Genomic DNA, 26,797 nt, shown 5'->3' with positions numbered 1-26,797 from the left:
CAATGGACACAACTCAGCACACCACGACAAGGCGGACGCCAAAAAGTAACTTGGACATTCAAAAACATGCTAAAACAAATCAACCGAACAACCGAAGAAAAACTAGGATTCACCAACAAAATAACAACCTAAAAAAAAGAACAACACCACGAAAAAATCCAAAATATACATAAAAAAACCCTGAAAATCAAACAAACAAAACCAAACCCAAACAAATACCACAACAAATCCCAACATAACATAAGAAACCAATTGATAAAAAAAAAGAACAAAACAAAAAACACATAAAAAAATAAAAATACAAAAACACTTTACGAACTACTGATTATAATATCATATTTATATTGTAATATTATTAATTATTTGATTCATGTTTTAATCATTAAATCTTTTAAAAATCCATAAAAACTAAAGTAAAATCATAATCAACAATTTTTAATATATAATACTTAAATTAATAAATCATTTATATTAATAAATTCTCATTAACAAATTATTCTTATTAATAAGTTATTACTCATTATTTAAATAAGAATGATAAAATTAAATACTATCATGATATTTTTATAAAATAATCTTTTATAAAATAATTGTATTAATAAATATAATTATAATTTTTTATCATTCTTAATTTTATAATTAAAGTTATATTTAATTTCTATGATTTGAGTATAATATTTTTCTAAATATTTTTATATTTTCTAAAATATTTCTAAATATTTCTAAACTTTTCTGCAATGTTTCTAATATTTTCTAACATTTTTTTAATTATCATTTATAGAAATTAGCTATCTCCTCTACTGACTTTAATAATCCTATGATATCTTCTAAATTATTATAATAATGGAATGAAACTCTTATTGTACCTTCTTTTGCTTTCATATGCTTTAGTGATGGTATTGCACAATGAAATCCACTTCTAACACATATGTTGGCTGTTTCATCTAATATTTTAGCTACATCATATGGATTGGCTCCTTTAATATTAAATGATATAATACTGAAGATATTTTTAGGATTTCCATATAAAATAACGTTTTTGATTTCAGATAAGCCTTTATAAAGTTCTTGTGTTAAGTATTTAGAGTGAGTATAAATATTTGAAAGTCCTATTTGATTTATATAATCTATACCAGCTCCTAATCCAATAATACCGTCAATATTTTGAGTTCCTCCTTCAAACCTATATGGAACTTCTTCTAATGTAAATTCTTTATTTACAAGGTTAGTTATGGTTCCTCCACCAAGATTTGTTGGTTCTACATGTTCCAATATCTCTTTTTTCCCATAGAGAAAGCCTGTACCCATTGGTCCAAGAAGGCCTTTATGTCCAGGAGAGGCTATGAAATCCGCATTAATTTTTTTATTGTCTATTTTCACATGTCCAATTGATTGAGCACAATCTAAGAGAAAATAACTGTTATTTCTGTGAGCTGTCTTTGAAATACGCTTGATATCTTGACAAGCTCCAATTGAATTAGTAACATGGCTAATAGCTACAAGTTTAGTATTTTCATCTAGTAACTCTTCAATTGTTGAATTTTCAACGATTCCTTCTGAATTTGCATTAGCTATTTTAATTTTAATATTTTTAGGACTATTTTTTTCTAGATTTAACCAAGGAACAAAATTAGAATGATGTTCTACATTTGAAATGATAATATTATCATTTTTTTCAAATTTAAAACCATTAGCTATCATATTAATAGCTTCTGTAGTGTTTTTTGTGAATATTATTTCGTTTTTATCAGCATTTATTAGATTAGCTATTTTTGATCTAGTGTCTTCTAATTTGTTACTAGCTTTAATAGCTATTCTGTAAGCTCCACGACCTGAATTAGCATTATAATTATAATAATAGTCATCGATAGCATCAATAACAGGTTTTGGAGTAATACTTGTACTTGCTGAATCTAAATAAGTGATATTTTTTAAAATAGGAAAGTCGTCTCTTATCTCTTCTTGAGTTTTCAAAAAATTCCTCCTATTTTTCATTAAAAAATGTTAAATAATGATCAGTAATATTTCACTAACCGTTTATTCTCTTTTTAATTGCATCAGCCATTTCCATGGTATTAGAATTTCCACCAAGATCACTAGTCACAGTTTTTGCTTCTGCTAAAACTTCTAAAATAGCTTTATCTAATAATTTAGCACTTTCTTTTTCTCCAAGATAGTTAAGCATCATGACTACAGATAGTAACATTGCAGTAGGGTTAGCTATTCCTTCACCAGCTATATCTGGAGCAGAACCATGAACTGGTTCAAATAATCCTCCATTTTCTCCAATATTGGCAGAAGGAATCATTCCTAATCCTCCTACAAGGCCAGCTCCTTCATCTGATAGAATATCTCCGAAAAGATTAGTGGTTACAATCACTTCAAAGCTTTGTGGCCTTGTAAGTAAATACATGGCTGTTGCATCAACATAAAAATCTTCAGCTTCAATTCCTTCAGCATTGTATTTTTCAGCTATTTCATAAAACACTCTTTTAAATAAACCATCGGTTTTTTTCAAGACATTAGCTTTATGAACACCAGTAACTTTTTTTTTATTGTTATCTTTCGCATATTGGAAAGCATAATTACAAATTCTTTCAGAAGCAGATCTTGTAATGATTCTTTTAGCTATTGCTGTATTTCCATCTTCACTAAGTTCTTCTTCTCCAACATACATTCCTTCTGTATTTTCTCGAACTATCATGAAATCCAAATCATTAAATAATGCTTTAGTTCCAGGATATGATTTTACAGGGCGAAGATTTGCAAATAGCTCCATTTCTTGACGGAGTCTAACAATTACATCTGCAGCAGTTTCTCCTGCAGCTCCAAACAAGCAAGCATCAGCTTTTTTAACTATATCTATTGTTTTTTGAGGAAGAGCTTCACCAGTTTTTTCTTTACATTCATCTCCAGCTTCACCAAATTCATATTCTAAGTCTATATTTAAAGCTTCTAAAACATGTAAAGCAGCTTTCATAACTTCTTTTCCAATCCCATCTCCAGGGACAATAGCTATTTTGTACATATAATCACTAATTAATACTTTTAACACAATATTTCAATTTATTCGAATTAAAATAATTTTTTATCAATATTTTTTTAATTTTTCCTATTAATTGAATAAATATTTAATCTTTATTTTATAAATAATTTTTACATACTAAAATAACTTAAATAAACTTTTTACCAATAAAATCTTAAAAATTGGATAATAATTATTTACATAAAATTATTTACAAAATAAAGATTATAAATAAATATTAGATATATGAGCATTTTTTTTAAAAAGGATTTGTTGATAAAATTATTAAACTATTGAAGAAGAGTTAATTAGTTTTAAACTTCCTTTTGATGGGTTATTTGGACTTGAAATTTTTCAAGACAATGTTAAATTTGAATTCTTAATAATGTTTTAAAGTATCAATATTAATTTCATTTGTTTTTGCTATGATGTGGCCCCCAAGAAAAGTGTGTAGGAACAGAAGACATTTATTATTTAGAAATAATTGGAAATGTTATCCAAAAATTATCAAAAAACCGTAGATGGTGGATATAAATTCCGTTTAAGTATCTTGAAAATGTTTAAAAGAGAAATATATAGTTCATCTATTAGTTTTTTGTCAATGACGATTCTCTTATGATATAAATAACCACCAAATAACCACCATATTCTTTTTAAAGAACTTTAAGAACTTATTAAGATGCCTTCTTTAGGAAGAATAAAATTGTTATAACTAATAATGAAAATTGCCACAGCCAAATGAAATATAAAGATATAGGGAACTTAATTAGATATCTGGATAAAAGTCATATAACAATAAAAAAATACAATATTTCTTTAAATCAAGAAATATTGGGAAAAATATAACCTTAAAAAAAGAATTAAGTAAATATAAATCAAGAAAATTGTTAGATTTATAGATAAGTTAATAAATGCAAAGAAAAAATTTTAAAATATAGTTTAAATTTATAGCTCAACTCTTTTCTTTAAGATATTGGATTAAACCACCTTTTTCAAGAATTTCTAACATAAATTGGGGCAATTTTTTGAATTTATATTCTTTTCCAGATTCTGAAATGATTACTCCTCTTTCCACATCTATCTCAATCTCTTCCCCTTCATTTAAAGCTTCACTTATTCCAGGAGCTTCAAGAAGAGGAATTCCAACATTAGTAGCATTTCTATAAAAAATCCTTGCAAAAGATTCAGCTATTACAGCTCCTACACCCACACCTTGAAGAGCTATTGGGGCATGTTCTCTTGAAGAACCACAACCAAAATTCTTTCCAGCTACAATTATATCTCCTTTAGCTATTTTATTGCAAAAATTTGGATCTAAACCTTCCATGCAATGTTTAGCTAATTTATCAGGGTCAGTTACTACTAAATATCTTCCAGGGATTATAATATCTGTATCGATATCATTTCCGAATTTCCATACCTTTCCTTTCATAATAAAACTTCCGAATCACCAATAGCTATTCTGGTGCAACAATTCTTCCTTTAATAGCTGAAGCAGCTGCCACTGCAGCTGATGATAAATAAACTTTCCCTTCTGGACTACCTTGTCTTCCTTTAAAATTCCTGTTTGAAGTTGAAAGACTTACTTCTCCTGGTCCTATAAGGCCTACATGTCCACCAAGACATGGCCCACAACAAGGATTACATACTAATGCTCCAGAATCAACAAAAGTGCTTATTAAACCTTCATTCAATGCTTTTGTATAAACTTCTTTTGAAGCTGGAATAACAAGCATTCTAACCCCATTAGCTATTTTATTACCTTTTAATATTTTAGCTGCTTGTCGTAAATCAGATATTCTTCCATTAGTACAAGAACCTAAAAATACTTGATCTATTTCCACTCCTACTTCACTCACTGGTTTTACATTGTCTACATTGTGAGGACAAGCTACTTGAGGTTCAAGATTATCCACATCGATATCCATTATTTCAAGTGATGATGAATCTAAATCAGTTTTAAATACTTCATATGGTTTATTTGATCTAGCTTTAACATAATTTAAAGTTTTTTCATCAGGTTCAACTAGTCCAGTTTTTCCACCCATTTCAATAGCCATGTTACAAAGAACCATTCTATCAGAAACAGTCATATTGGATACAGTACTTCCTGCAAATTCACATGCTTTGTAAGTAGCTCCATCTGCTCCAACGTGGCCGATGATGTTAAGGATTACATCTTTTGCATAAACATTTTTTTTTAAAGTTCCTTCAATATTGAATCTTATTGTTTCAGGCACTTTAAACCAAAGTTGACCAGTTGAAAATACCATGGCCATATCAGTAGATCCAATTCCAGTAGCAAAGGCACCCAATGCTCCATGGGTACAAGTGTGAGAGTCAGTTCCAACGATTACTTCTCCTGGAACAACATGGCCGAGTTCTGGCAATATTTGATGACAAACTCCTTCGTTTACATCATAGAAGTTTTTTATTCCTTGTTTTTTTACAAATTCTCTCATAATTATGTGATTGTTAGCTGCATCTAATGAATCAGCAGGTACTTGATGATCAAATGGGATAACGATTTTACTAGGATCCCACACTTTTTCAGTTCCTATTTTTTCAAATGATTCAACTGAAAGTGGTCCAGTTAAATCATGGGTCATAGCTACATCTATATTAGCCATAACTATCTCACCAGCTTCACATGAAGATTTATTTGAAGCTTTAGCTAATATTTTCTCAGACATTGTCATTATTTTTATCTCCTATATAAATCCAACAATAAATAGATCAGATCATTTTATCTTTGGATAATTATCGTAAATTATTTTATTTATAGTTAAGTATAATATATAATATTACATAAATTGGTCATGTCGCTTTACTTTGTTATATTAATATCATAGTTAAAGAAACATTGATATAAATAGTTACTGATTATAACAAATAATATTGTTTCGAGAGATATCATGAGCTTAAATACTAAAAATATTTTATCAAAACAGTTGAAACTTTCATGTAAAAATAAGCTGTTTCACATTTTCAACAATAAAATCAATAAAAAAACAACGAAACAAATTAAAAGTAAAAATATATTGTTTTTTTCGATCATAGATTACAAATATAAATATCGTCAAAGACCTCAACACATAACTGATTATTTTGGAAATAAAGATTATATAGTCCATTATTTCAACACTTCTTTTGAAAAAGAATCTACGAAAGTTAATAAGATAAATAAAAACATTAATAATATCTTTTTAAAATTCACTAATAAGAATAGCAAGCACTTTAAAAATTCTATATCTACGACTAATTTTCTGAGTAATTTCAATGAAATTAAGGAGAGTATTGATAGTTATATAGAGAATAACAATATAGAAAATGGAATAATTTTCGTGGAATTTCCTAATTGGGCATATTTAACAGAATATTTAAAAGAAAAATACAATTTTAAAATAGTTTTTGATGTATTAGATGAATATGAAGGATTTCACCCTGATGATGAAGTATTATTAGATTCATTTCGTCATTTGATTGGTCTTACTGATTTAGTAATTACAACATCAAATTTTTTATCTAAGAAACTGAAAAACTTAAATAATAATGTCAAAATAATTAGAAATGGGACGGAATTTAATCATTTTAATAATCATATAAAACCTTATAAAAATGAAAAGCCAATAATAGGTTACTATGGTGCTCTTTCTTATTGGGTTGATTTTGAAAAGATTTATCATGCTGCGACCAAAAGACCTAATTATGATTTTGTAATTATAGGAGATTTCAAGGATTCCAAAGAATTATTTAAGGAGAAACTTAAAAATTTATCTAATGTTAAATTTTTAGGTAAAATTGATTACTATATTCTTCCTAAATATCTTAATACCTTTGATGTTGCCATAATACCATTTAAATCCGATATAGATCTTATAAAGGCCACTAATCCAGTAAAATTCTATGAATATTTGAGTATGGGCAAAAAAATTGTTTCTACAGATATTCCTGAGCTTTTTGATTTCAAAGATTTATATGTATATACTTGTAATGGTAATGAAGATTTTTTGAAATCAATTGATTTATGTGTAGATAAAAAAGATAATTTAGCATCATTTTCTGAGAAAATAGCTTTTGCAGAAAAAAATGACTGGAAACATCGATGTAACATGATAAATAAATATATTAATGACTTATATGTCTAAAATTAACTAACTTGATATTTATGAGTAGAGTAAACCCATTATTAAATTTCGCAGAAAAGCTTCGGATGCGTCATTATTCAATTTTTATATTAATTTATGCTTTAATTTTTGTATCTTTTTTAATATATTTTAATAGTAAGTATGGAGTAATTTATGATGATACATTTTCCTATTTAAATAATGCCCTAGTTCTTAGTGGGATCGTGGATGGTATAAACTATTCAATATCTCCTTTAATCCCTTTTTTAACTTCAATCGGATTTAGGTTTTATGTAGGGGAAATAGTCTTTTTCATAGTTTTGGGAATGTTTTTTATTTTTGGCTTGTATGGAATGTTTCTATTATTAAGTCTTAGATTTAATAAGAATATTAGCTTTTTTGGAATGATTTTATTCTCATTATTAAATATAGTTTTCCCTTGGACAATCATAGGAATAGATATAGCTTCAGTTAGTCTTTCTATTTGGACCATAGTTCTAGTATTCTATGGATTAAGGGGAAATTCACATTTACTTTATTTAGTTTTTCCCATTGGAGCTTTAGCAGTACTTGCTAGATATACTGCTGTTTTTTTAATTATTCCTTTATTGTTTATCTTCCTAGCTCATTTGATGGAAAATGGAATTAAAAGATATGAGATCATAAAAACATTTATTGGTATACTATTAGGGTTGTTAATCATAGCTCCTTTTTTGTACCATTTTTTCATAGATTTTAAAAATCCTTTTCCTTTTTTGCAAATAGCTAAACAAGCTACTTTTTCCACATCTATGGGTACAGAAGACCCAGTTGATATAAGTGATAAATTTTATTATATTAAAAACATTCCTAAATATATTTCTTCTCAATCTAAAAATTATTTTGATATAATGCACCCTAGTCATTCTAATACTAATTTAATTGCCTATTTGGTTTTATTGATAAGTAGTATAGGATTACTAAATTACATAAAAAAATTATATTCTCATATAAAAAACTATAAAAAAACTAACTCTAGGCTTAAGTTCGCTTTGTTAATACTTGTAACCATAGTTTTTATTGTTAGTTTATTTTCAGATGTTTTTTTATTTGTTTTACCTGTAACATTTTTATTTGTATTGACTTTGTATTATTTCCTAAAAGATTATAATTTGAAATTTTTGACTATAGATTTAACTATGTTATTGTATTTTTTAATTTTTTTACTATTTCAGAGTTTCATGGGCTTTAAAGTGGATAGGTATTTTATAACAGTCATTCCTGCATTTGTTTATATTCTTATTTTAGGAATTCAGTATTTTGCTTCTCTATTTAACAATTTATTTTCAAATAAGCTAACTAAAAAAGTTTTACCAACTATAATTTTTGGATTTTTAACTATTCTCATGTTAACTTCATTTATAGGAATATATTCTCTAGATTTGGATGTACCTGTTAATAATAACATTAAAAAAGCGTCAAAATTTTTAAAAGTCTATGATTCAAATTATTCATCTAAAGTCATATATTCAAATTATAAAGAACCTTTCTTGTGGTATCTTAAAACAAAAATTATTTCAGGGTATAAAAATAGCTCTTCTTTTAAAGAGCTTAGTTCAGATGAGTTAATTAGTAAAAACGCTTCATATTATATTAGATATAATTCTTCTTTTCGTAATAAGTTATACTATGAAAAAAATAATTCTACATTTAATTTAGAAGATTTTAAAATTATATATAATAAAAACAATATTATTATATATGAATATAAATAATAGATTAATGGTGGTATGCATAATATAAGGAGATTATGGATTATAAGGCATTATAGTTGATAGATATATAATTGATAGAGTAATATTATTGATATGATGGATATAATAAAAGTTTCTGTAATTGTTCCAGTTTATAATTCAGAAAAATATTTAGGAAAGTGTCTTGATAGTTTAATTAATCAAACATTAAAAGATATTGAAATTATATGTGTTGATGATGGTTCTACAGACAGTTCACCTGAAATACTGGAGAATTATTCAAAAAGAGACAATAGAATCAAACTTGTTTCTCAAGAAAACAGAGATGTTGGTGCAGCACGTGGGGCTGGATTAAAAATAGCTACTGGTGAATATGTAGCATTTGTTGATAATGATGATTGGTTGGTTTTAGACGCACTTCAAAAATTATATAATAATGCAAGATCTAATGATTCTGATTTAGTTCTATTTAAAGTTAGATATTTTTACTCTTCTAATGAAATTATCACTCCTAAATCATTTGATTTTGATAAATATTTTAATAATGATGTAGATTTTAATAGTTTCACTTTTAATGCATTAGATATTAAACCTGAAGTAATGAACAATTTATTTGCCCCATGGTTTAAGTTTTACAAAAGAAATTTTTTGAATTCATATAATTTTTATTTTAAAGAGAAGATTACTTATCCAGATGTCCCTTTTCATGTTCAAGTTTTGTTGAAAGCTAATAAATTGTCTTTTTGCCCGGAATATTTATATTTTTACAGAAAAAATCATCAAGAATCTATGTTATTAATTTCTAAGGATACTTCTAGAATATTTGATATTTTTAAAGTGATTGATGAGGTCCAATCTTTTTTATTTTCTAACGATCTGTTTAAATCTTATGAATCCGAGTTCTATCAGTTTAAATTACAACAAATAAATTTTTGGCTCTTAAGATGTGGAAAAACTCATCAAAAAGAGTATTTACTCAAATCAAAAAAAGAACTTTCAAATATTAAATTTTCTACTATTGAATCAATGTTATCTAGAAGATATAATGAAATTTATTTAAATATTATTAATTCTACTTCTTACCAGGAAGCTATATCGCTAGATGAAAGCATAAAATTGAGATTTAAGGATATTAAAGCTAAAAATAGAAAAGTTGAAAATAGAAACTCTGAAAATATAAAAGTTAAAACTGAAAAAGAAATTAAAAAATTAAAATTTCAAAAATCAGTATCTATTAATGGGATAAGAAATTTTTTAAGAAGATTAAAGTAGTAATCTTGTAAATTAATATAAAAAGAAAATTTTTTCAATATAAATTTATTAAATATAATATATTTAACATAATTTTATATTTTTAAACATAATAAAAAATATTAATTATTTAATATATTAGATAATTTATATTATATATTAGATAATATATTATAATAATCATAAACACAATTATTGTAAAAAAGGCACGATTTTATGAATGAATTAAAAATCTCAATCATTATTCCAGTATATAATTCTGATAAATATCTTAAAGAATGTTTAAACAGTGTTATTAATCAAACATTAAAAGAAATAGAGATCATATGTGTTAATGATGGGTCTACTGATAAATCTCTTGAAATATTAAATCAATACTCTTCTAAGGATAAAAGAATAATTATTATTAACAAAAAAAATGGTGGTGCGGGATCAGCTAGAAATTTGGGTATTGAAAAAGCTAATGGGGAATACATAATTTTTTTAGATTCAGACGATTGGATCGATACAAAAACATGTGAATGCTTATATTTAAAGGCAAAGCATGATCAAACTGATTTAATAATTTTTAAAATGATTAATTATGATGACAATAGTCAAAAATTCTATAAAACAGATTATTATGATCTTTTATCTGTAAAAGAATTTTTTAAAGATTCAATATACACTTGGAATGATTTTAAAGATAAAATATTTTATTTAGCTGTTTCTCCAGTTAATAAGTTATATAAAAAAGATTTAATAGATACTACTGGTGCAAAATTTATTGAAGGATTAATTTTTGAAGATAATCCTTTTTTCTTCAACATTATATTGAATGCTAAAAGAGTTTTATTATATGACGAATATTTTTATTTTCGCCGAAGATCAGAAAATTCTGTGATGTCATCTATTGATGAAAAACATTTTGATATTATACCAATAACTAATTTAATAATACAAATTTTCAAAGAAAATAATTTTTTTACAATATTCAAAAAAAATGTTTTAAACAAGAAAATTACATTAATTAAACATGAATATAACAAATTTGAAGGAAAAAACAGATCAAAATTTTTTAAATTAGTAAAAGATGATTTTAATGTAATAAGAAAAAATGAAAATTTAAATGAAGATTATAAAAATAGCTTAATTCCTCGTAATTTAGATTTTTACATTAATTCACAGAAAACAGAGGATTTTAGAGAATTTGATCTTTTAAATGAAAATTCATATTTGACATCTAGAGTTAGAACTCTTGAAAATAACTATGAGAACATGAAATTGGGTAAGGATAAGTTAAAGAATAAAAATAAAAAACTTTTAGACAAAAATCGGAATTTAAAGGATAATAATATAGAAATTAAAAATCAGAATATTGAGCTTAAAAAAGAGCTTGAAAAAATTTATTCTTCTACGAGTTGGAAAATTACTAAACCTATGAGGAAACTTATGAAGAAATTCAGATAATTTTTTTATTATTGTAGAAGTTTGGAACAAGTCTAATATCGAAATTTTGTAAGCCAATTAAATTACCTTAGCATTTTTTTAAAGAGTAATAAACTATTATTATTATTATTATTATTTAAAAAATTGATTATATAAGATTAAATTAGGAATTAATCATTATATTATTATTATTCAAATAAATGAATTATAGTGTAGAAAAAATCTAATCATTTGATATTAATATTTAGAATTTTATTTAAGATTTAATTAGTTAAAATATTAAATTTTAATAAATTAAGAATTAAAATAAAATTATCTTAAATTTAAACCCATAATATTAAGAATAAAATTTTGTAAAAATAATTATTTTCTCTCCCCATATAAGATTTTCAGATGAAAACATATTTTTATTAGCTAAACCAATCTCACTATCATGACTATATAATATTAATTAAGTGATTTTCATGAATGATATCAAAGTATCAGTAATTATCCCAGTTTATAATGTTGAAAAATATCTTGAACAATGTTTAGACAGTGTTGTTAATCAGACACTAAAAGAAATAGAGATTATTTGTATAAATGATAAGTCTAGTGATGATTCTTTGGCAATTTTGGAAAAATATGCAAAAAAAGACAATCGAATTACTATTATTAACAATGTAAAAAATAATGGGGGAGGTTTCTCAAGAAATGAAGGTCTTAAACTTGCAAGGGGGGAGTATATATCTTTCATTGATGCTGACGATTGGGTTGAGGAGAAAATGCTTGAATATACTTACAATGAGTCTAAACTCAAGAATTTAGATCTTCTTATATTTTTAGCTAAAAATTATGATGATATAACTTCTCAATTTTATGAAATTGATTATTATAATTTTAAATGTTTAAATGACTCTTTTAAAAATAGATTATTTTATTTTGATGAAGTTAAGGATTTTATATTTTGCTTTGCTGTTAGTCCTTGGTTAAAATTGTATAAAAAAGAGCTTTTAGACAAATCAAATGCAAAATTTCCAGAAGAACGTGTAATGCATGATAATCCATTTTTTTACAATATTTTTTTAAGTGCTGAGAGAATGGAGTTAATTGAGGAATATTTTTACTATAGGAGGAGACATAAAAGTTCTCTAGTTAATATGAGGGGACATAGGTGTCAAGATATAATCCCAATAGCTGATCACATTATAAATTCTTTTAAATATAATAATGCGTTTGATTATTATAAAAAAAAATTATTAAACCGTAAAATTTTTTTAATTCGCAGCGAATATGAAAAAATGAATGAAAATTTTCAAAAAAAATTTTTTAAGTATATCACTGAAGATTTTAATAGCATTTACAATGATTCCCATATGAGACATGAATATCTTATTAATTTAAGTCAAAGAAATTTAAGTTTTTATTTCAATGCCTTGAAATCTGAATCTTATTTAGATTTTAACAGTTTCAATGAGTTTTCAGAAATAATGATTACCACAACTCGTCTCGAAAATAAAATTAAAAGACTTGAAAAGAAAAATGAACATTTGAAAAATTGTAATAAAGAATTAAAAAGGAATAATGAACTTATAATATCTTCAAATAGTTGGAAAATAACAAAACCTATTCGAAAGATTACATGCTTCATTAAAAAATTTTTGAAATAAATGATTATACAAAAAATAGATCATTGTCTTATTTGAATAAATACTTATTATAGAGTAATTGGAGTGAAAATGAGCTTTAAAATTAGTATTATAATACCAATACACAATGTTGAAGATTATATAGAAAAAGCTTTCTCATCTGTTAAATCACAAACATTAGGGTTTAAAAATCTTGAAGTTATAATGGTAGATGATGCTTCAACTGATAAAAGTGGGAAAATTATTGATGAATATGCTAACAAATATTCTAATTGTTTCGCATTTCACTTGGAGGATAATACAGGGTCTGCTGGAATACCGAGAAATGTAGCTATGGCTCACGCATCCTCTCCATATATAATGTTTTTAGATCCTGATGATTATTATGAGGATAATGCATGTGAATTGTTATATGATGAGATAACTAAAGAAGATATAGATATAGTTTTTGGAAATCGAATTGAAAATAAAGGGAATATTTTAAAAATTAGAAATAATGATTGGTTTTCTGGAAAGACTTTTGTGGAAAATATTGATGAAAATATGAAACTTTTATCATTATCTCCTGCACTATCTGGTAAAATAATTAGAAAAGATTTTTTAGAGAAAAATAAGATAGAATTCGTGCCTAATATCCCTGGCCAGGATACAATATTTGTATATGAAGTTTTTTTCAATGCTAAAGGAATTAAATATCTTCCAAATGAATGTATATATATATACGTGTTTAGAGAAAGTTCTATAACAAATAATATCACTTTAAAATATATTAATGGGACCATGAAGGGTTCAAAAATTAAACACGACTTATTTTTAAAATATGGAAAAGAGTTCTATATAAAAAACATCTTTAGAGGATTTTTAAACTATCTTTTACCAAAAATTCTTTTTAGTAATTTTTCTACAAAAGAAGAATTCGAAAAAGTTTTAATTGAGATGGATTGGTTTATTAAAAAAAATGTTAAATATGCTAATAATCCTAAAAATGATGAATTGAAGTTATTTTTCAGTTTAATGGTCACAAAAGACATTGAAAATATTTTAAGATATAAAAGAATAATGAATGCCAATAAACACAAAATTCATAGTATTTCTATGGAAAAAAATAAGTTGAAGAATAAGTTGAAGATATATGAAAATCATAAGATCATAAAATATCTTGATAAAATGATTAAGATTTTTAAATAAGTTTATAATAATAGAATAGGCATTTCTTTTTTTAATTTATTTTTAAGATATCGAGGGTCGGCCAAAAATAGCTTTTTTCAAAAAAAAAAGTTTCTTCTTTTGCTAAACAAAGGATTTTCCTAAGATTTTAAAAAGCCGATATGGAATTTTGGCCGACCCTCATATCAATCATATATTTTAAATTTTGACATGAAGTGATGAATCAAACTATATATATTTATTTTTTATTTTAATTATTTCATCAGTGATTTTTATAATTTTTCTTGATTTATACCTTTGTAATTCTTTTTTCAGTAATTTCACTTTATTAAAATAATTATAATTAGATTCATAATTCGCATTTTCTTTGATAATTTTTATAGTTTGGGCTTTGTTCATTGGGCTGTGTCCATTGTCATCAGTATAAAATATTATTTCGACATTATTTTTTTCATTGTAAATATCAAGCTCTTTTAATTCTTTAATAAATGGTATGCATTGTTTATTAATGTCATGACTAGAGTTTAAATTGACATAATATACAATTGGAGGAATATATTCTGCTTTTTTGAAAGTTTCTAAAACATTTAATCTGTACCCATAATTATTAACTATTTCCTTATCATTTAACCCACTAAAGCAGATTTTTTTCATTGTATTGACATGTTTGTCATAATAATTTTCTATTATTAGTTGAGAATTATTTACTAAAGCTTTTGATCCTTTAATCAATGTTGCAAGGATTATTGAAGTAAAACCTCCTCCTGAACTTCCATAAAATAGAATATCTTCATTGTTTATCTTTTTTTTATAAAATACATCATCATTATAGTTTTTTATAATTTTTTTTATAATTTCTGCAATCTTTTCTAAAAAATATTCTTTTTTTGTTCCTACTCCCCACCCTACTGCGATATCATCACTTAAATATCTGGTAGGATCATTATAAAAAATTAATGATTCATTAAAATGAGTATTCCAACTGTATCTATTATATATGGGAGGTTTAATAGGATTAGATCCTTTTAAATCTACAGCACCAGAACCAAAGACAATTAATTTATTAATTTTGCTTAGTTTTAATAAGAATTCATATTTGTTATCATTTTCATTGACTATTAATTGAAAAAACTCATTTTTGGGAAATTGTTTGCTTTCAACTTCGCTAAATCCAATTTCAATTGTTTTTTCGACTAAATTTGTGATAACATCACCTTCAATGAAAACTATTTATAACTTGCTTAAATTTCCATAATTTATAATCTTAATATTATTATTTGAAATATTTTCAACAATATTTTTAGTATCAAAAATTATTGGATTTCTCATATTTTCATTCATCAAATTAAAGTCCAAATTCTTGAATTCGTCATGGTCAGATAATATAAGACAGATATCAGCATTTTCAATAGCTTCTTCAAAACTACAATAATTTTCACCATCAACATGGGGATCATGAATACCTATATTAAAACCTTCTTCTTTTAGTAAATGACACACTATTACTCCTGGACTTTCTCTAGTATCTCCAGTATTTCCCTTATAGGCAACTCCTAAAATAGCTATCTTCGGATTTTCAATATCATTCAAAAGTTCTTTTGTTTTATCTACCACGAATTGAGGCATACTATCATTGGTATCTCTAGCTAATTTAATCATTTTAGCTTCTTCTGGAGCAAGTGCATAGATAAAATAAGGATCGATAGCTAAGCAATGCCCCCCAACACCAGGTCCAGGACTGTGTATATTTACTCTTGGATGTTTGTTAGCTAAATCAATAACATCTAATGCATTAACTCCAATTTTAGAACATATCTTTGTTAATTCATTGGCTAATGCAATATTGACATCACGGAAAGTATTTTCCATACATTTGGACATTTCAGCTGTTTTAGCTTCTGTTTTCATTATTTTTCCTTTAACAAAAGTTTTATATACATTAGCAGCTTTATCTGAACATCGTGGAGTTATTCCTCCCACAATTCTATCATTGTTAATTAATTCTTCCATTATTTTTCCAGGAAGAACTCTTTCTGGGCAGTGTGAAAGATACAAATCTTTTCCAATCTCAAATCCTGCTTTTTCAAAAATTGGTTTTATAATATTGTCTGTTGACATAGGAGCTATTGTTGATTCAATGATAACAATATTTTCTTTTTCTAAATAAGGAATTATTGACTCACATGCAGAAATAACATAACTTAGATCACAAGATAAATCTTCTATATTTGATGGAGTTGGAACAGTAATTATGAATACATCACTTTTTTCTGGAGTAGTTGAAGCAGAATAGTTTTTGTTATCTATAGCTATTTTCAACTTCTCTTTAAGTCCTGGCTCTTCTATATGTAACTTGCCTTCGTTGAGATTTTCAACTATTTTGGGGTTTATATCCACTCCTAAAACCTCACAACTGTTATTTGCAAAAAGAACTGCTGTAGGAAGACCTATATACCCTTGACCAATTATACAAACCTTCATTATAATCACATAAATCAAAAATATTTTATATTTAATTTTCAATATTTATAAAATAAATCAAAATTTTTAATTATTAATTAATATTAATTTATATTAAGTAAAATTATATTTAAGTAAAATTATATCAAATATTTATTATATAATTAAAATAAATATTAATTTAACTTTTATTTATATTAAAATTAGTGATATATATTTATAAATATTGGGTTTATAGTTAACTTTAATATTTTATTAGATTCATTAATTGTATTTTTAATATTAATTTAAAAATCATAAACTAAAAACCTAATATAAGTGAAACTTTATTAATATTAAATATCATATGAACAATTATTTTTCATAGTATTAAAATTCATCCGTGATTTATAATGAATATAACAGTTATTGGAACAGGATATGTTGGATTAGTCACTGGGGCTTGTTTTTCAGAGATGGGAAACATTGTCTATTGTGTAGATGTAGATGAAAACAAGATAAAGTCTTTAAAAAATGGGATAATCCCTATTTATGAACAACATTTGAAAAGGATAGTTAATAATAATTACAATAATAGAAATCTAATTTTTACAACAGAATTGAAAGAAGGTTTGCAAAACTCAGACATTTGTTTTATAGCTGTTGGTACTCCTATGGCTGAAGATGGATGTGCCGATTTAAGTGTAGTCTTTCAAGTAGCTAAAAACATTGGACAAATAATGACCAATGACCTCATTGTTGTTACTAAATCCACTGTTCCTGTTGGAACTGGGCATAAAATCAGAAAGATTATTCAGAAAGAATTAGATAAAAGAAATGTTAATTATAATTTTGAAATGGTGTCTAATCCCGAATTCTTAAAAGAAGGAACTGCAGTTGAAGATTCAATGAGGCCAGACAGAGTAATAATAGGTTCAGAAGATGAAAAAACTATAAATACAATAAAAGAACTTTATGCACCATATGTTAAAAATCACGATCGGTTTATTGTAATGGACATTAGAAGTGCAGAAATGTCTAAATATGCTTCTAATGCAATGTTGGCTACTAGAATATCATTTATGAATGAAGTAGCTAATATTTGTGAAAAAGTTGGGGCTGATATAAATAAAGTTCGATTAGGTGTAGGAAGTGATAATAGGATTGGCTATAGCTTTTTATATGCTGGTTGTGGTTATGGTGGAAGTTGTTTCCCAAAAGATGTAAGTGCACTTATAAAAACTGGTGAAATTGCTGGCTATTCTCCTAAAATATTGAATGAAGTAGAAAATGTTAATAATGAACAAAAAATGGTTCTTGTTAATAAAATAAAAGAAAAATTTGGAGAAGATCTTTCAAATCTAAGTTTTGGACTTTGGGGATTATCTTTTAAGCCAGGAACTGATGATATGAGAGAAGCTCCTTCTATTGTAATAATCAACGAGTTAATTGAATCTGGTGCAACTATAAAAGCTTATGATCCTAAAGCCAGAGAACCAGCTGAAGCTATTTTCGTTAATAATCAAAATATTGAATTTTGTGATAATAAATATGATGCATTAGATGATAGTGATGGACTTATAATTGTAACTGAATGGAATGAATTTCGAAGTCCAGATTTTAATGAAATTTCTAATAGATTGAATAATAAACTGATTTTTGATGGTAGAAATCAATTTGATAAAGAAGTATTAAACAAAATTGGTTTTGAATATTATCAAATTGGTGCTTAAAATTATATTTAGATAGTTAACTATTTAACTTATTTAGCTCATTAACTATTTAATTTATTAGCTCATTTAACTTATTAATTGATAGATGATAAAATGAAGATTTTAATAACTGGATATAAAGGAATGTTAGGTTCAGATTTAGTAGAAGAATTAAAAAATGAAAATTATCATGATTTGATACTTACTGATGTTGAAGAATTAGATATAACTAACTTAGGTCAAGTAAAAGAATTTTTAAATAAAGAAAAACCAGAAGCCATTATCAATGTGGCTGCATACACAGATGTTGATGGTTGTGAAACTAATCGTGACTTAGCATACAATGTTAATTCAATTGGTCCAAAGAATTTAGCTATTATAGCTGATGAAATCAATGCTAAATTATTACATATTAGTACAGATTATGTTTTTTCTGGAGATAATTCTAAACCCTATAGTGAAGATGATAAAACTGGTCCTAATAGTTATTATGGTGAAACTAAACTTCAAGCAGAATTATTCATTAAAAAATATGCAAAAAATTATTTTATAATTAGAACTGCTTGGTTATATGGGTTTAATGGAAAGAATTTTGTAAAAACAATGTTGGAATTATCTAAAAATAATGATCAAATTACAGTTGTTAATGATCAGCATGGTTCTCCTACATTTACAAAAGATTTAGCTATAGCTATTTGTGAGCTTATTAAAACAGATAAATATGGAATTTATCATCTTACAAATGGTGATAATTGTACTTGGTATGAATTTGCAAAAAAAATATTTGAATTAGCTAATGTTACAATTGACATTGTTCCTGTAACTACTGAGGAATATCCAACTCCAGCTAAAAGACCACAATATTCTGTTCTTTCTAATGAAAAATGGAAAAGAGCAGAATTTGAGCCATTAAGATCCTATATCGACGCTTTAAATAGCTATATGGGGCTTGAATTAAATAAATAAATTACAGAGGTTTTTTGATGAAAGGAATTGTTTTAGCAGGAGGATCTGGAACTAGGTTATATCCTATTACAAAGGCTGTTTCTAAACAGTTATTGCCTTTATATGATAAACCAATGGTATACTATCCAATATCAGTTCTTATGTTAGCAGGAATTAAAGAAATACTTATTATTTCAACTCCTCAAGATTTACCTCTATATAGAAAGCTACTTGGAGATGGAAGTGATTTAGGAATATCTTTTAGTTATGCTGAACAAAAAAATCCCAATGGTTTAGCTGAAGCTTTTATAATTGGAGAAGATTTCATTGATAAAGATAATGTAGCTCTTGTTTTAGGAGACAATGTTTTTTATGGACATAGATTAACTGAAATATTAGAACATGCATATAAACTTGAGGAAGGCGCAATTGTCTTTGGATATTATACTAATAATCCAGAAGTTTTTGGTGTTGTTGAATTTGATGAGAAGGGAAATGTACTTTCTATTGAAGAAAAGCCAGAAAATCCAAAATCAAACTATATTGTTCCAGGTCTTTATTTTTATGATAATAGTGTAATAGAAATAGCTAAAAAAGTTAAGCCCTCTGATAGGGGAGAATTAGAAATTACATCTATTAATGAAGAATATTTAAGAAGAAATAAACTCAAAGTTGAACTTTTAGGAAGAGGAATGGCTTGGTTGGATACAGGAACTCATACAGGTCTTTTAGAAGCAGCTAATTTTATAGAAACTGTTCAAAAAAGACAAGGATTATATATTGCTTGCTTAGAAGAAATAGCTTATAACAAAGGATATATTGATAAGAAAAAACTCACTGAAATAGGTAAATTCTTAGAAAAAACTGATTATGGAGAGTATTTACTTAAATTAATTAATTAAAGCCATTAAAAACCATAATTAAAATAGTAAAAGAATGAAATAGTAAAAAAATAAAATATTATATAGAAAATATTATATAGAAAATATTATATAGAAAATATTATATAGAAAATATTATATAGAAAGTACTATATAGAAAACATATTAAATAAATAAAACATTAAAGACAAAGCACTAAAAAATTTTTTATTTTTACTATTTTATTTTTTTAAATTATCTAATTCTAGCTTAACTGCATCTAATGATTCTTTAATAACTTCCCACATATCGTAATATTTGTACAAAGCTAATCTTCCACCAAATATTGTACTTTTTTCTTTTTTTCCTAATTTTTGATATTTTTCTAAAATTTTCATGTTTTTCTCGTCATTTATAGGATAGTAAGCATCATATCCTTTTTTCCATTCAATAGGGTATTCTTTTGTAATAATAGTTTTAGAAGATGCTGTGTCTTCAAAATGTTTATGTTCAATTATTCTTGTATAAGGGATTTCGCTTTCAGTATAATTTATAACCGCATTTCCCTGATAATTTTCCATATTTTTTGTTTCAGACTCAAATTTTAGGGATCTGTATTCTAGCTCTCCAAAGCAATATTCATAATATTGATCTATCATACCAGTATATACAACTTTATCAGCAATATTTTCCCATTTTTTCCTATCCTCGAAGAAATTTGTGTCTATTTTCACTTCAATCCCTTTTAAAAGCTTTTTTATTATCTTAGTATAACCCCCAATAGGTATTCCCTGATAAAGATCATTAAAATAATTATTGTCATATGTAAATCGAACAGGAAGTCGTTTAATAATGAAAGAAGGTAATTCATTACACTTTTTACCCCATTGTTTTTCTGTGTAGCCTTTAACTAGCTTTTCATAAATATCTTTACCAACTAATCTTATAGCCTGTTCTTCGAGATTATCGGGAGTTTCTGTATCTATTTCCTTTTTTTGAGATTCAATTATTTTTTTTGCTTCTTCTGGTGTTTTTATAGACCACATCTGGTGGAAAGTATTCATATTAAATGGTAAATTGTATAATTCATCTTTGTAAATAGCTATTGGAGAATTTGTGTATCTATTAAAGTCTGCAAACTGTTGAATATAATCCCAAATCTTTTTATCATTTGTGTGGAAAATATGAGCTCCATACTTGTGAACATTTATGTTTTCAACCTTTTCTGTGAAAACATTGCCTCCAATATGAGATCTTCTTTCTATAACTAAACAATTCTTTCCATTTTTACTCATTTCATGGGCAAAAATAGATCCAAACAATCCAGACCCTACAATCAAATAATCATATTTTGACATAATAAACCTTTTCGTTAATAAATAATTTTTATCATATTATCAATTAAATTTGAAGTTATAAGCTATTTTTATCTTGTTTTTTAAAGTATATTCATTTTTTAAATCTCTTAGATAACTTACAAAATGAATGTTTCATTTCAATTATCTTATTATAAAATTTAAAAAGTTTCCAGGATTCAAATTTTTTTATAGTTTTAGCTTGCTTTTTTGCAACATTTCTTAACTTTTCCATTTGCTGTTTGTATTTATTTATTTCTTTATAGGAAATCGGCTGCATTCTACTAGAAGTATAATATTTATATATTTTTCTTTCTAAAACTAGTCTAATCAGAGGATACGCTTCAATAAATGTTACTCTGGATTTGTGTCCCCAATCATCATGACAGATTATTATTTCAACATCATTTTCAAATGATTTTATGTTTTCCTTTCCTAAACTTTCAATAAATGGTATGCATTGACCAATCAAATCTACATCTGAATTTGCATTAACATGATATATTATTGGGGGGATGTAATCCATTTTTTTAAATAGTTCTACAACATTCACACGATATCCATACTTTTCAACAATAGTATCTTCGTCTAATCCATCAAAACAGAATTTTTTAAGGTTGTCTATTGTACTTTGAAGATGAACTTTAAATATATCTGAATTGAAGTTGCCTACAAGTGCAGTTGAACCTTTGATCATTGTTGCTAACATTACTGCTGCAAAACCAGATGAAGATGTTCCATAATGTAAAATATTTTCATAATCAATGTTCCTATTTTCAGTAATTTTTTTTATTATTTCACAAATAGTCTTTAGATACCAATCATCTTTTGTCCCCATAAACCATCCAGCAACTAATTTAGAATCGATATAAAATGTAGGATCAGCAAAATAAATCACAGATTCTTCGAAACTAGACTGCCAAGAGTGTCTTTGAAAAAAAGGAAGGTCATGCTTTTTCTGGTTCACTCGACCAGAACCACCAAAACATATTAATTTGTCATTTTGACTTGCAAGCCTTATTAAAAATTCATATTTAACTCCATTTCTATGAATTTCCAAGCCAAAAAATTCATCTTCAGGAAAATTAAAAGTAGAAACTTCATCGATATCTATTTTCAGTATACTTACAAGATTTTTCAGAATATTCCCCCTATGAATTTATAAATTTCAGCAATGTTAAATTAATTCAATTTATAAATTAATAATGTTAGATTAATTAATTCTAAATAATAAATATAAATTAATAAATTATTATTTATCAGATATATTAATTTTCTATCATATATATTAATTTCCTATCATACATGTTAATTTCATGAAATTATTCATTCTGGTTTAAAATATGATAGTAAATTAGTAATATATAAACAAAAACTAAATATTAGTTTTGGTTATAGTAAAATAATTAAAATTTTTTAATATCATGAATTTTAATATCATAAATTTTTCTATCAGAATTTATAGTTTAATTATATAAATATAATTATTTAATTTAAAAATTTAAGATAACTTTAATTACTTAGCATAAAAATATTTAAACATAGTCTTTTAAGTATTAATAATATTTTCATTTAATCAGATAAGATTATATTTAGATTTAAATTTAGATTTTTTGCTAGCTTAAAAAGATTTATTAGATATATTGAAATCATTAACATTTTTCATTATATTGAATCATCTGACTTTTGAAATCAATCATCGATTATAGTTAAAAAATTTAGATATTATGGTGTACATATGATTTTTTATATTATAAAAAAAGAAAAGGGAAATCCAAAAAATATATATAGAAAAATTAAGGCTTATTATAAAATAAATAAATATAATCTCTTTGATGAGAGCTATTATTTAGAAAATAATCCTAATATTGATTTATCTAATAAAAGTCCTTTAGATGATTATATATATCATGGCTATAGAGAAGGAAAGAATCCAAGTAAAAATTTTGATGGAAATTATTATCTCGAAAAATATGAGGATGTTAAAAGCTCTGGTCAGAATCCATTGATTCATTATGTTTTATATGGAAAAAATGAAGGTAGAATATCTGGTAAAAATGATTTGACATATTTTAAGGACATGATTTTGGAGAACAATAGTAGACTCAAACAACAGGAAAAAATAATTGATTCTTATAGAAGACTTTTTGATGTAATATTCATTGATCAAGATTTTCATCCAAAAAATACCTTGAAAGATGTACAAGATATGTGTTTAGAGATATTAAAGTTTGTTGATAATGTTTGTAAAAAGCATAATATTGACTATTGGATAGATGTTGGTACTTTGTTAGGAGCTGTACGTCATGGGGGATATATTCCATGGGATGATGATATAGACATTGGAATGATGAGAAATGATTATAATAAATTTATTCAGATTTTAGATGATGAAATCAAATTAAACGGTCTTGAGAATGTAATGGATTCTAGACGTCAAAGGTTATTCAACAATGGCAAAAGTGTTTATGCATGTATTCAGATGAAATATCACACATCTTACTCTTTGGGAATGATTGATATTTTTCCCTACGATTATATCATTATAGACGAAAAAGACATGAATAATGATTTTAATGAAAAATATGCAAAAGAACGCAGAGAATATAGGAAAGATATTGTCAACACAAAAGAACTATTCGATAAAGGAACTTACATGTCTTTAAAAAAATCAAATAAAGAAGATGAAATACTTAAAAAACATTCTGATAAATTGAACATGACTCTTAAAAAATCTGATTGGATAATCCCCGGATTTGAAGGTAGCTGTACATTTAGATTCATAGAGAATAATTGTATATTTCCTTTAAGAAATATTAAGTTTGAAGGATATGAATTTAAATCTCCAAAAAATCCTTTTAAATATTTAAAACTCAAATATGGAAAAAATTATATGGAACTTCCAAAAGTAGTTTTGTTTCATGAAAGAAGAAAATATTTAAGATATAGGAGAAATAATCATAAAGTTTTCAGGAAACATATATCTAAATTAAAGACGGTTAATGATAATTTTGAATTTTAGATTAGGATATATGGTATATATGTAGGATATAATATTAATATATACTTATATACTATAAATGATATATTTTTATTAAAAATGGAGAAATTAATAGTAGGTTGATACATGTTCATAAATAAAATAAATAATATTTTTAAAGTTTTTAAAGAAAATTCAAATGAAAATTTTGAGTTTAAGGATAAAACACAAGAAAAACTTAAGATAAAAGATAGAATAAATAAATATGATAATCTTAAAGGTCTTGCAATAATATTAGTCGTTTTAGGTCATATTTTAGTCTCTTTTGAGAATTATTCTATTTATTATAGTTTAAGAGATATTATTTTCGTATTTCACATGCCAATTTTCTTTTTTGTAGCAGGATATTTTTCTAAAACATCATATTCCTCAAGAATAAAAGCATTCAAATCATTAATAATTCCTTTCTTTTTATTTGGAGCGTTTTATTATATTTTCAGATTTTTTTTAGATGGTGACATTCCTACAGCTCCTTTTGTTATTCCTCCAAGAGGATTATGGTTTTTATTATCTTTATTTTTAATGAAATTATTCTTACCAATATTTAAGAAAGTTAAACACATGTTTTGGATATCTTTGGCACTAGCTTTAATCATCGGAATTTTTGATTTAACTAACAATATAATGGGATTAACTAAGACTTTATGCTTTTTACCCTCATTTTTATTAGGATATTATTTTAAAAATTCTTATGAATATTTAAATGATTTAAAACCAACTTGTAGAAATATTTTGCTAAAAGTTAGAGATTTCATTGTTAACAATAAAAAATTGATATTATTATTTTTGATATTGTGTTTGTTAGCTGTTACCTACTTAACTAATGGGTTTAGTCATCAAAACTTCATATTTGAGCTTTCATATCATGAAATGGATTTAGGAAATACTATTGGAATGTTAATGAGATTATTTATAATTTCAGCTGGATTAATAATAACATTGTTGTTAACATACTTAATGACTAATAAAAAAACTTTTTTAACAAAAATTGGAAGAAATTCATTGGCTATATATATATTACACTTTTACTTCATTAAATTCTCTCAAATTTTCATAAGTAAAACTTCCATTGGTAATTTGATAGAAAGTAATGTTTTTTTTATAGCTATTTATCTTTCTATAGTCGTTGGATTAATTGTAGCTATTCTATCTCGTGATTTTGTTAGTAAAACAATTAAAGAACTTATTGATATTGTAAACAAATTGTTATTTGGATTTAACATTAACAATTCTTAAAAATTTATTAAAAAATATAAAAAGTAATTTTTAATTTAAAAGCTATAAAACATAAAATTTATCTCAGGAGGCAAAAATTTTGGTATTTGGTAAGATAAATTCTTTATATTCGATTTTTAGCGATATAATAAGTTATTTTAATTTAGATCATTTTTCAAAAGAAAATAATAAAGAAAAAAATTCTACATCTTCAAAAATAAGATTGAATAAATTTGATAATTTAAAAGGATTTGGCATAATATTGGTTGTACTATTATTAAGACAATTTAATTTTTACTATTTTATTTTAAACATAATATTTTGATAATTTTTCATCTGCATTTTCTTTAGTGAAATTCCATTTTATTTTAGATTTATTTTCATTTCTATAATCCTGATAAGCTTTAGTTTCACTAATTAATAGATTTTTATTACTTATTCTTCTTCCAGTACATTTGTCTGTCCATCATATTAATTTCAATTTCAGCTATTATTAAGACAATTTAATTTTTTCTATAATTTTATTAATATAGATTTTATAGAGTAAGATTAAATAAAAGGCTTAAGATTGAATTAAGAAGATAAAATACTTTTTAATAATTTTGTTGAAAAATATAAATAAATTAATATTTAAATTGTCATGACACTATATTGAGCCAGCTTGCATGTTTTGGTGTGTAATAAAAAATTATTTTACTTATCAACCTTACAGCTTCTTTAAATTCAAAAGTTTCAAGAATAGATGTGTAAGTATGGGTATTTAAGTTGTCCATGATAATTCTTAGCTTTTTTGCATCAGAAAATACATTATCAACTAAATGTTTAATATAATGGGCAAAATCTACTTTTGTTCGTCTGTCTGTAACCATTAT

Annotated in this window: 20 protein-coding genes; 11 read left to right on the top strand and 9 right to left on the bottom strand. The window is 25.1% G+C overall.

The window, feature by feature from the left end:
• Positions 1 to 771 precede the first annotated feature (771 nt).
• The 4 genes from MBCUT_RS05690 to hacA form a co-directional block, all read right to left on the bottom strand.
• Entirely contained in the window at positions 772 to 1,974 is a 1,203-nt protein-coding gene (locus MBCUT_RS05690) for an aminotransferase class V-fold PLP-dependent enzyme (RefSeq protein ID WP_245634953.1), read from the bottom strand.
• 55 nt (positions 1,975 to 2,029) lie between these two features.
• Positions 2,030 to 3,028, bottom strand: coding sequence for an isocitrate/isopropylmalate family dehydrogenase (locus MBCUT_RS05685; protein ID WP_067259721.1), 999 nt, complete (start codon positions 3,026 to 3,028; stop codon positions 2,030 to 2,032).
• Positions 3,029 to 3,977: 949 nt separating this feature from the next.
• Positions 3,978 to 4,457 (bottom strand): 3-isopropylmalate dehydratase small subunit, encoded by a 480-nt coding sequence (locus MBCUT_RS05680; RefSeq protein ID WP_067259720.1) that lies wholly within the window; start codon positions 4,455 to 4,457, stop codon positions 3,978 to 3,980.
• Between the two features lie 25 nt (positions 4,458 to 4,482).
• Entirely contained in the window at positions 4,483 to 5,724 is a 1,242-nt protein-coding gene (hacA, locus tag MBCUT_RS05675; RefSeq protein WP_067259719.1) for a homoaconitase large subunit, read from the bottom strand.
• A gap of 216 nt (positions 5,725 to 5,940) precedes the next feature.
• Between hacA and MBCUT_RS05670 the strand changes: the two genes are divergently transcribed.
• The 6 genes from MBCUT_RS05670 to MBCUT_RS05645 all read left to right on the top strand — a co-directional run bounded on the left by MBCUT_RS05670 (position 5,941) and on the right by MBCUT_RS05645 (position 14,380).
• The gene (locus MBCUT_RS05670; protein WP_067259718.1) at positions 5,941 to 7,173 is read left to right on the top strand and encodes a glycosyltransferase; all 1,233 of its coding nucleotides are present in this window, start codon (positions 5,941 to 5,943) and stop codon (positions 7,171 to 7,173) included.
• A 20-nt stretch (positions 7,174 to 7,193) separates the two neighbouring features.
• Complete coding sequence (locus tag MBCUT_RS05665; protein WP_084270733.1) at positions 7,194 to 8,906, top strand: glycosyltransferase family 39 protein; 1,713 nt, start codon at positions 7,194 to 7,196, stop codon at positions 8,904 to 8,906.
• A gap of 96 nt (positions 8,907 to 9,002) precedes the next feature.
• Positions 9,003 to 10,157 (top strand): glycosyltransferase family 2 protein, encoded by a 1,155-nt coding sequence (locus tag MBCUT_RS05660; RefSeq protein WP_169805404.1) that lies wholly within the window; start codon positions 9,003 to 9,005, stop codon positions 10,155 to 10,157.
• Between the two features lie 195 nt (positions 10,158 to 10,352).
• The gene (locus MBCUT_RS05655; protein ID WP_067259715.1) at positions 10,353 to 11,585 is read left to right on the top strand and encodes a glycosyltransferase family 2 protein; all 1,233 of its coding nucleotides are present in this window, start codon (positions 10,353 to 10,355) and stop codon (positions 11,583 to 11,585) included.
• A 443-nt stretch (positions 11,586 to 12,028) separates the two neighbouring features.
• The gene (locus MBCUT_RS05650) at positions 12,029 to 13,213 is read left to right on the top strand and encodes a glycosyltransferase family 2 protein (RefSeq protein ID WP_067259714.1); all 1,185 of its coding nucleotides are present in this window, start codon (positions 12,029 to 12,031) and stop codon (positions 13,211 to 13,213) included.
• A gap of 69 nt (positions 13,214 to 13,282) precedes the next feature.
• Positions 13,283 to 14,380 (top strand): glycosyltransferase family 2 protein, encoded by a 1,098-nt coding sequence (locus MBCUT_RS05645; protein WP_067259713.1) that lies wholly within the window; start codon positions 13,283 to 13,285, stop codon positions 14,378 to 14,380.
• A 207-nt stretch (positions 14,381 to 14,587) separates the two neighbouring features.
• On the opposite strand, the gene MBCUT_RS05640 is transcribed toward MBCUT_RS05645, so the two are convergent.
• Entirely contained in the window at positions 14,588 to 15,091 is a 504-nt protein-coding gene (locus tag MBCUT_RS05640) for a hypothetical protein (protein ID WP_067259712.1), read from the bottom strand.
• A gap of 498 nt (positions 15,092 to 15,589) precedes the next feature.
• The gene (locus tag MBCUT_RS05635; RefSeq protein ID WP_067259711.1) at positions 15,590 to 16,840 is read right to left on the bottom strand and encodes a nucleotide sugar dehydrogenase; all 1,251 of its coding nucleotides are present in this window, start codon (positions 16,838 to 16,840) and stop codon (positions 15,590 to 15,592) included.
• A gap of 371 nt (positions 16,841 to 17,211) precedes the next feature.
• On the opposite strand from MBCUT_RS05635, the gene MBCUT_RS05630 reads away from it, so the two are divergent.
• From MBCUT_RS05630 to rfbA, 3 genes are all read left to right on the top strand, one after another.
• Entirely contained in the window at positions 17,212 to 18,531 is a 1,320-nt protein-coding gene (locus tag MBCUT_RS05630) for a UDP-glucose dehydrogenase family protein (RefSeq protein WP_067259710.1), read from the top strand.
• Between the two features lie 93 nt (positions 18,532 to 18,624).
• On the top strand, positions 18,625 to 19,476 hold the full coding sequence (gene rfbD, locus MBCUT_RS05625; protein ID WP_067259709.1) for a dTDP-4-dehydrorhamnose reductase: 852 nt from the start codon (positions 18,625 to 18,627) through the stop codon (positions 19,474 to 19,476).
• 17 nt (positions 19,477 to 19,493) lie between these two features.
• On the top strand, positions 19,494 to 20,357 hold the full coding sequence (gene rfbA / locus MBCUT_RS05620; protein WP_067259708.1) for a glucose-1-phosphate thymidylyltransferase RfbA: 864 nt from the start codon (positions 19,494 to 19,496) through the stop codon (positions 20,355 to 20,357).
• Positions 20,358 to 20,557: 200 nt separating this feature from the next.
• On the opposite strand, the gene glf is transcribed toward rfbA, so the two are convergent.
• Positions 20,558 to 21,673: a UDP-galactopyranose mutase gene (glf, locus tag MBCUT_RS05615; RefSeq protein WP_067259707.1), complete on the bottom strand. Its 1,116-nt coding sequence runs from the start codon at positions 21,671 to 21,673 to the stop codon at positions 20,558 to 20,560.
• 91 nt (positions 21,674 to 21,764) lie between these two features.
• Complete coding sequence (locus MBCUT_RS05610) at positions 21,765 to 22,730, bottom strand: hypothetical protein (RefSeq protein ID WP_067259706.1); 966 nt, start codon at positions 22,728 to 22,730, stop codon at positions 21,765 to 21,767.
• Positions 22,731 to 23,408: 678 nt separating this feature from the next.
• Here MBCUT_RS05610 and MBCUT_RS05605 point away from each other — a divergent pair.
• Positions 23,409 to 24,692: a LicD family protein gene (locus MBCUT_RS05605; RefSeq protein ID WP_067259705.1), complete on the top strand. Its 1,284-nt coding sequence runs from the start codon at positions 23,409 to 23,411 to the stop codon at positions 24,690 to 24,692.
• Positions 24,693 to 24,797: 105 nt separating this feature from the next.
• Positions 24,798 to 25,946: an acyltransferase family protein gene (locus MBCUT_RS05600; RefSeq protein WP_067259704.1), complete on the top strand. Its 1,149-nt coding sequence runs from the start codon at positions 24,798 to 24,800 to the stop codon at positions 25,944 to 25,946.
• 617 nt (positions 25,947 to 26,563) lie between these two features.
• On the opposite strand, the gene MBCUT_RS05590 is transcribed toward MBCUT_RS05600, so the two are convergent.
• Positions 26,564 to 26,797 (bottom strand): transposase (locus MBCUT_RS05590; protein WP_211263776.1); only part of this gene is annotated, 234 nt, incomplete at its 5' end.

It is taken from the genome of Methanobrevibacter cuticularis (genome assembly GCF_001639285.1).
Lineage (GTDB): Archaea > Methanobacteriota > Methanobacteria > Methanobacteriales > Methanobacteriaceae > Methanobaculum > Methanobaculum cuticulare.
This window is presented reverse-complemented; position numbering and strand designations above follow the sequence as displayed.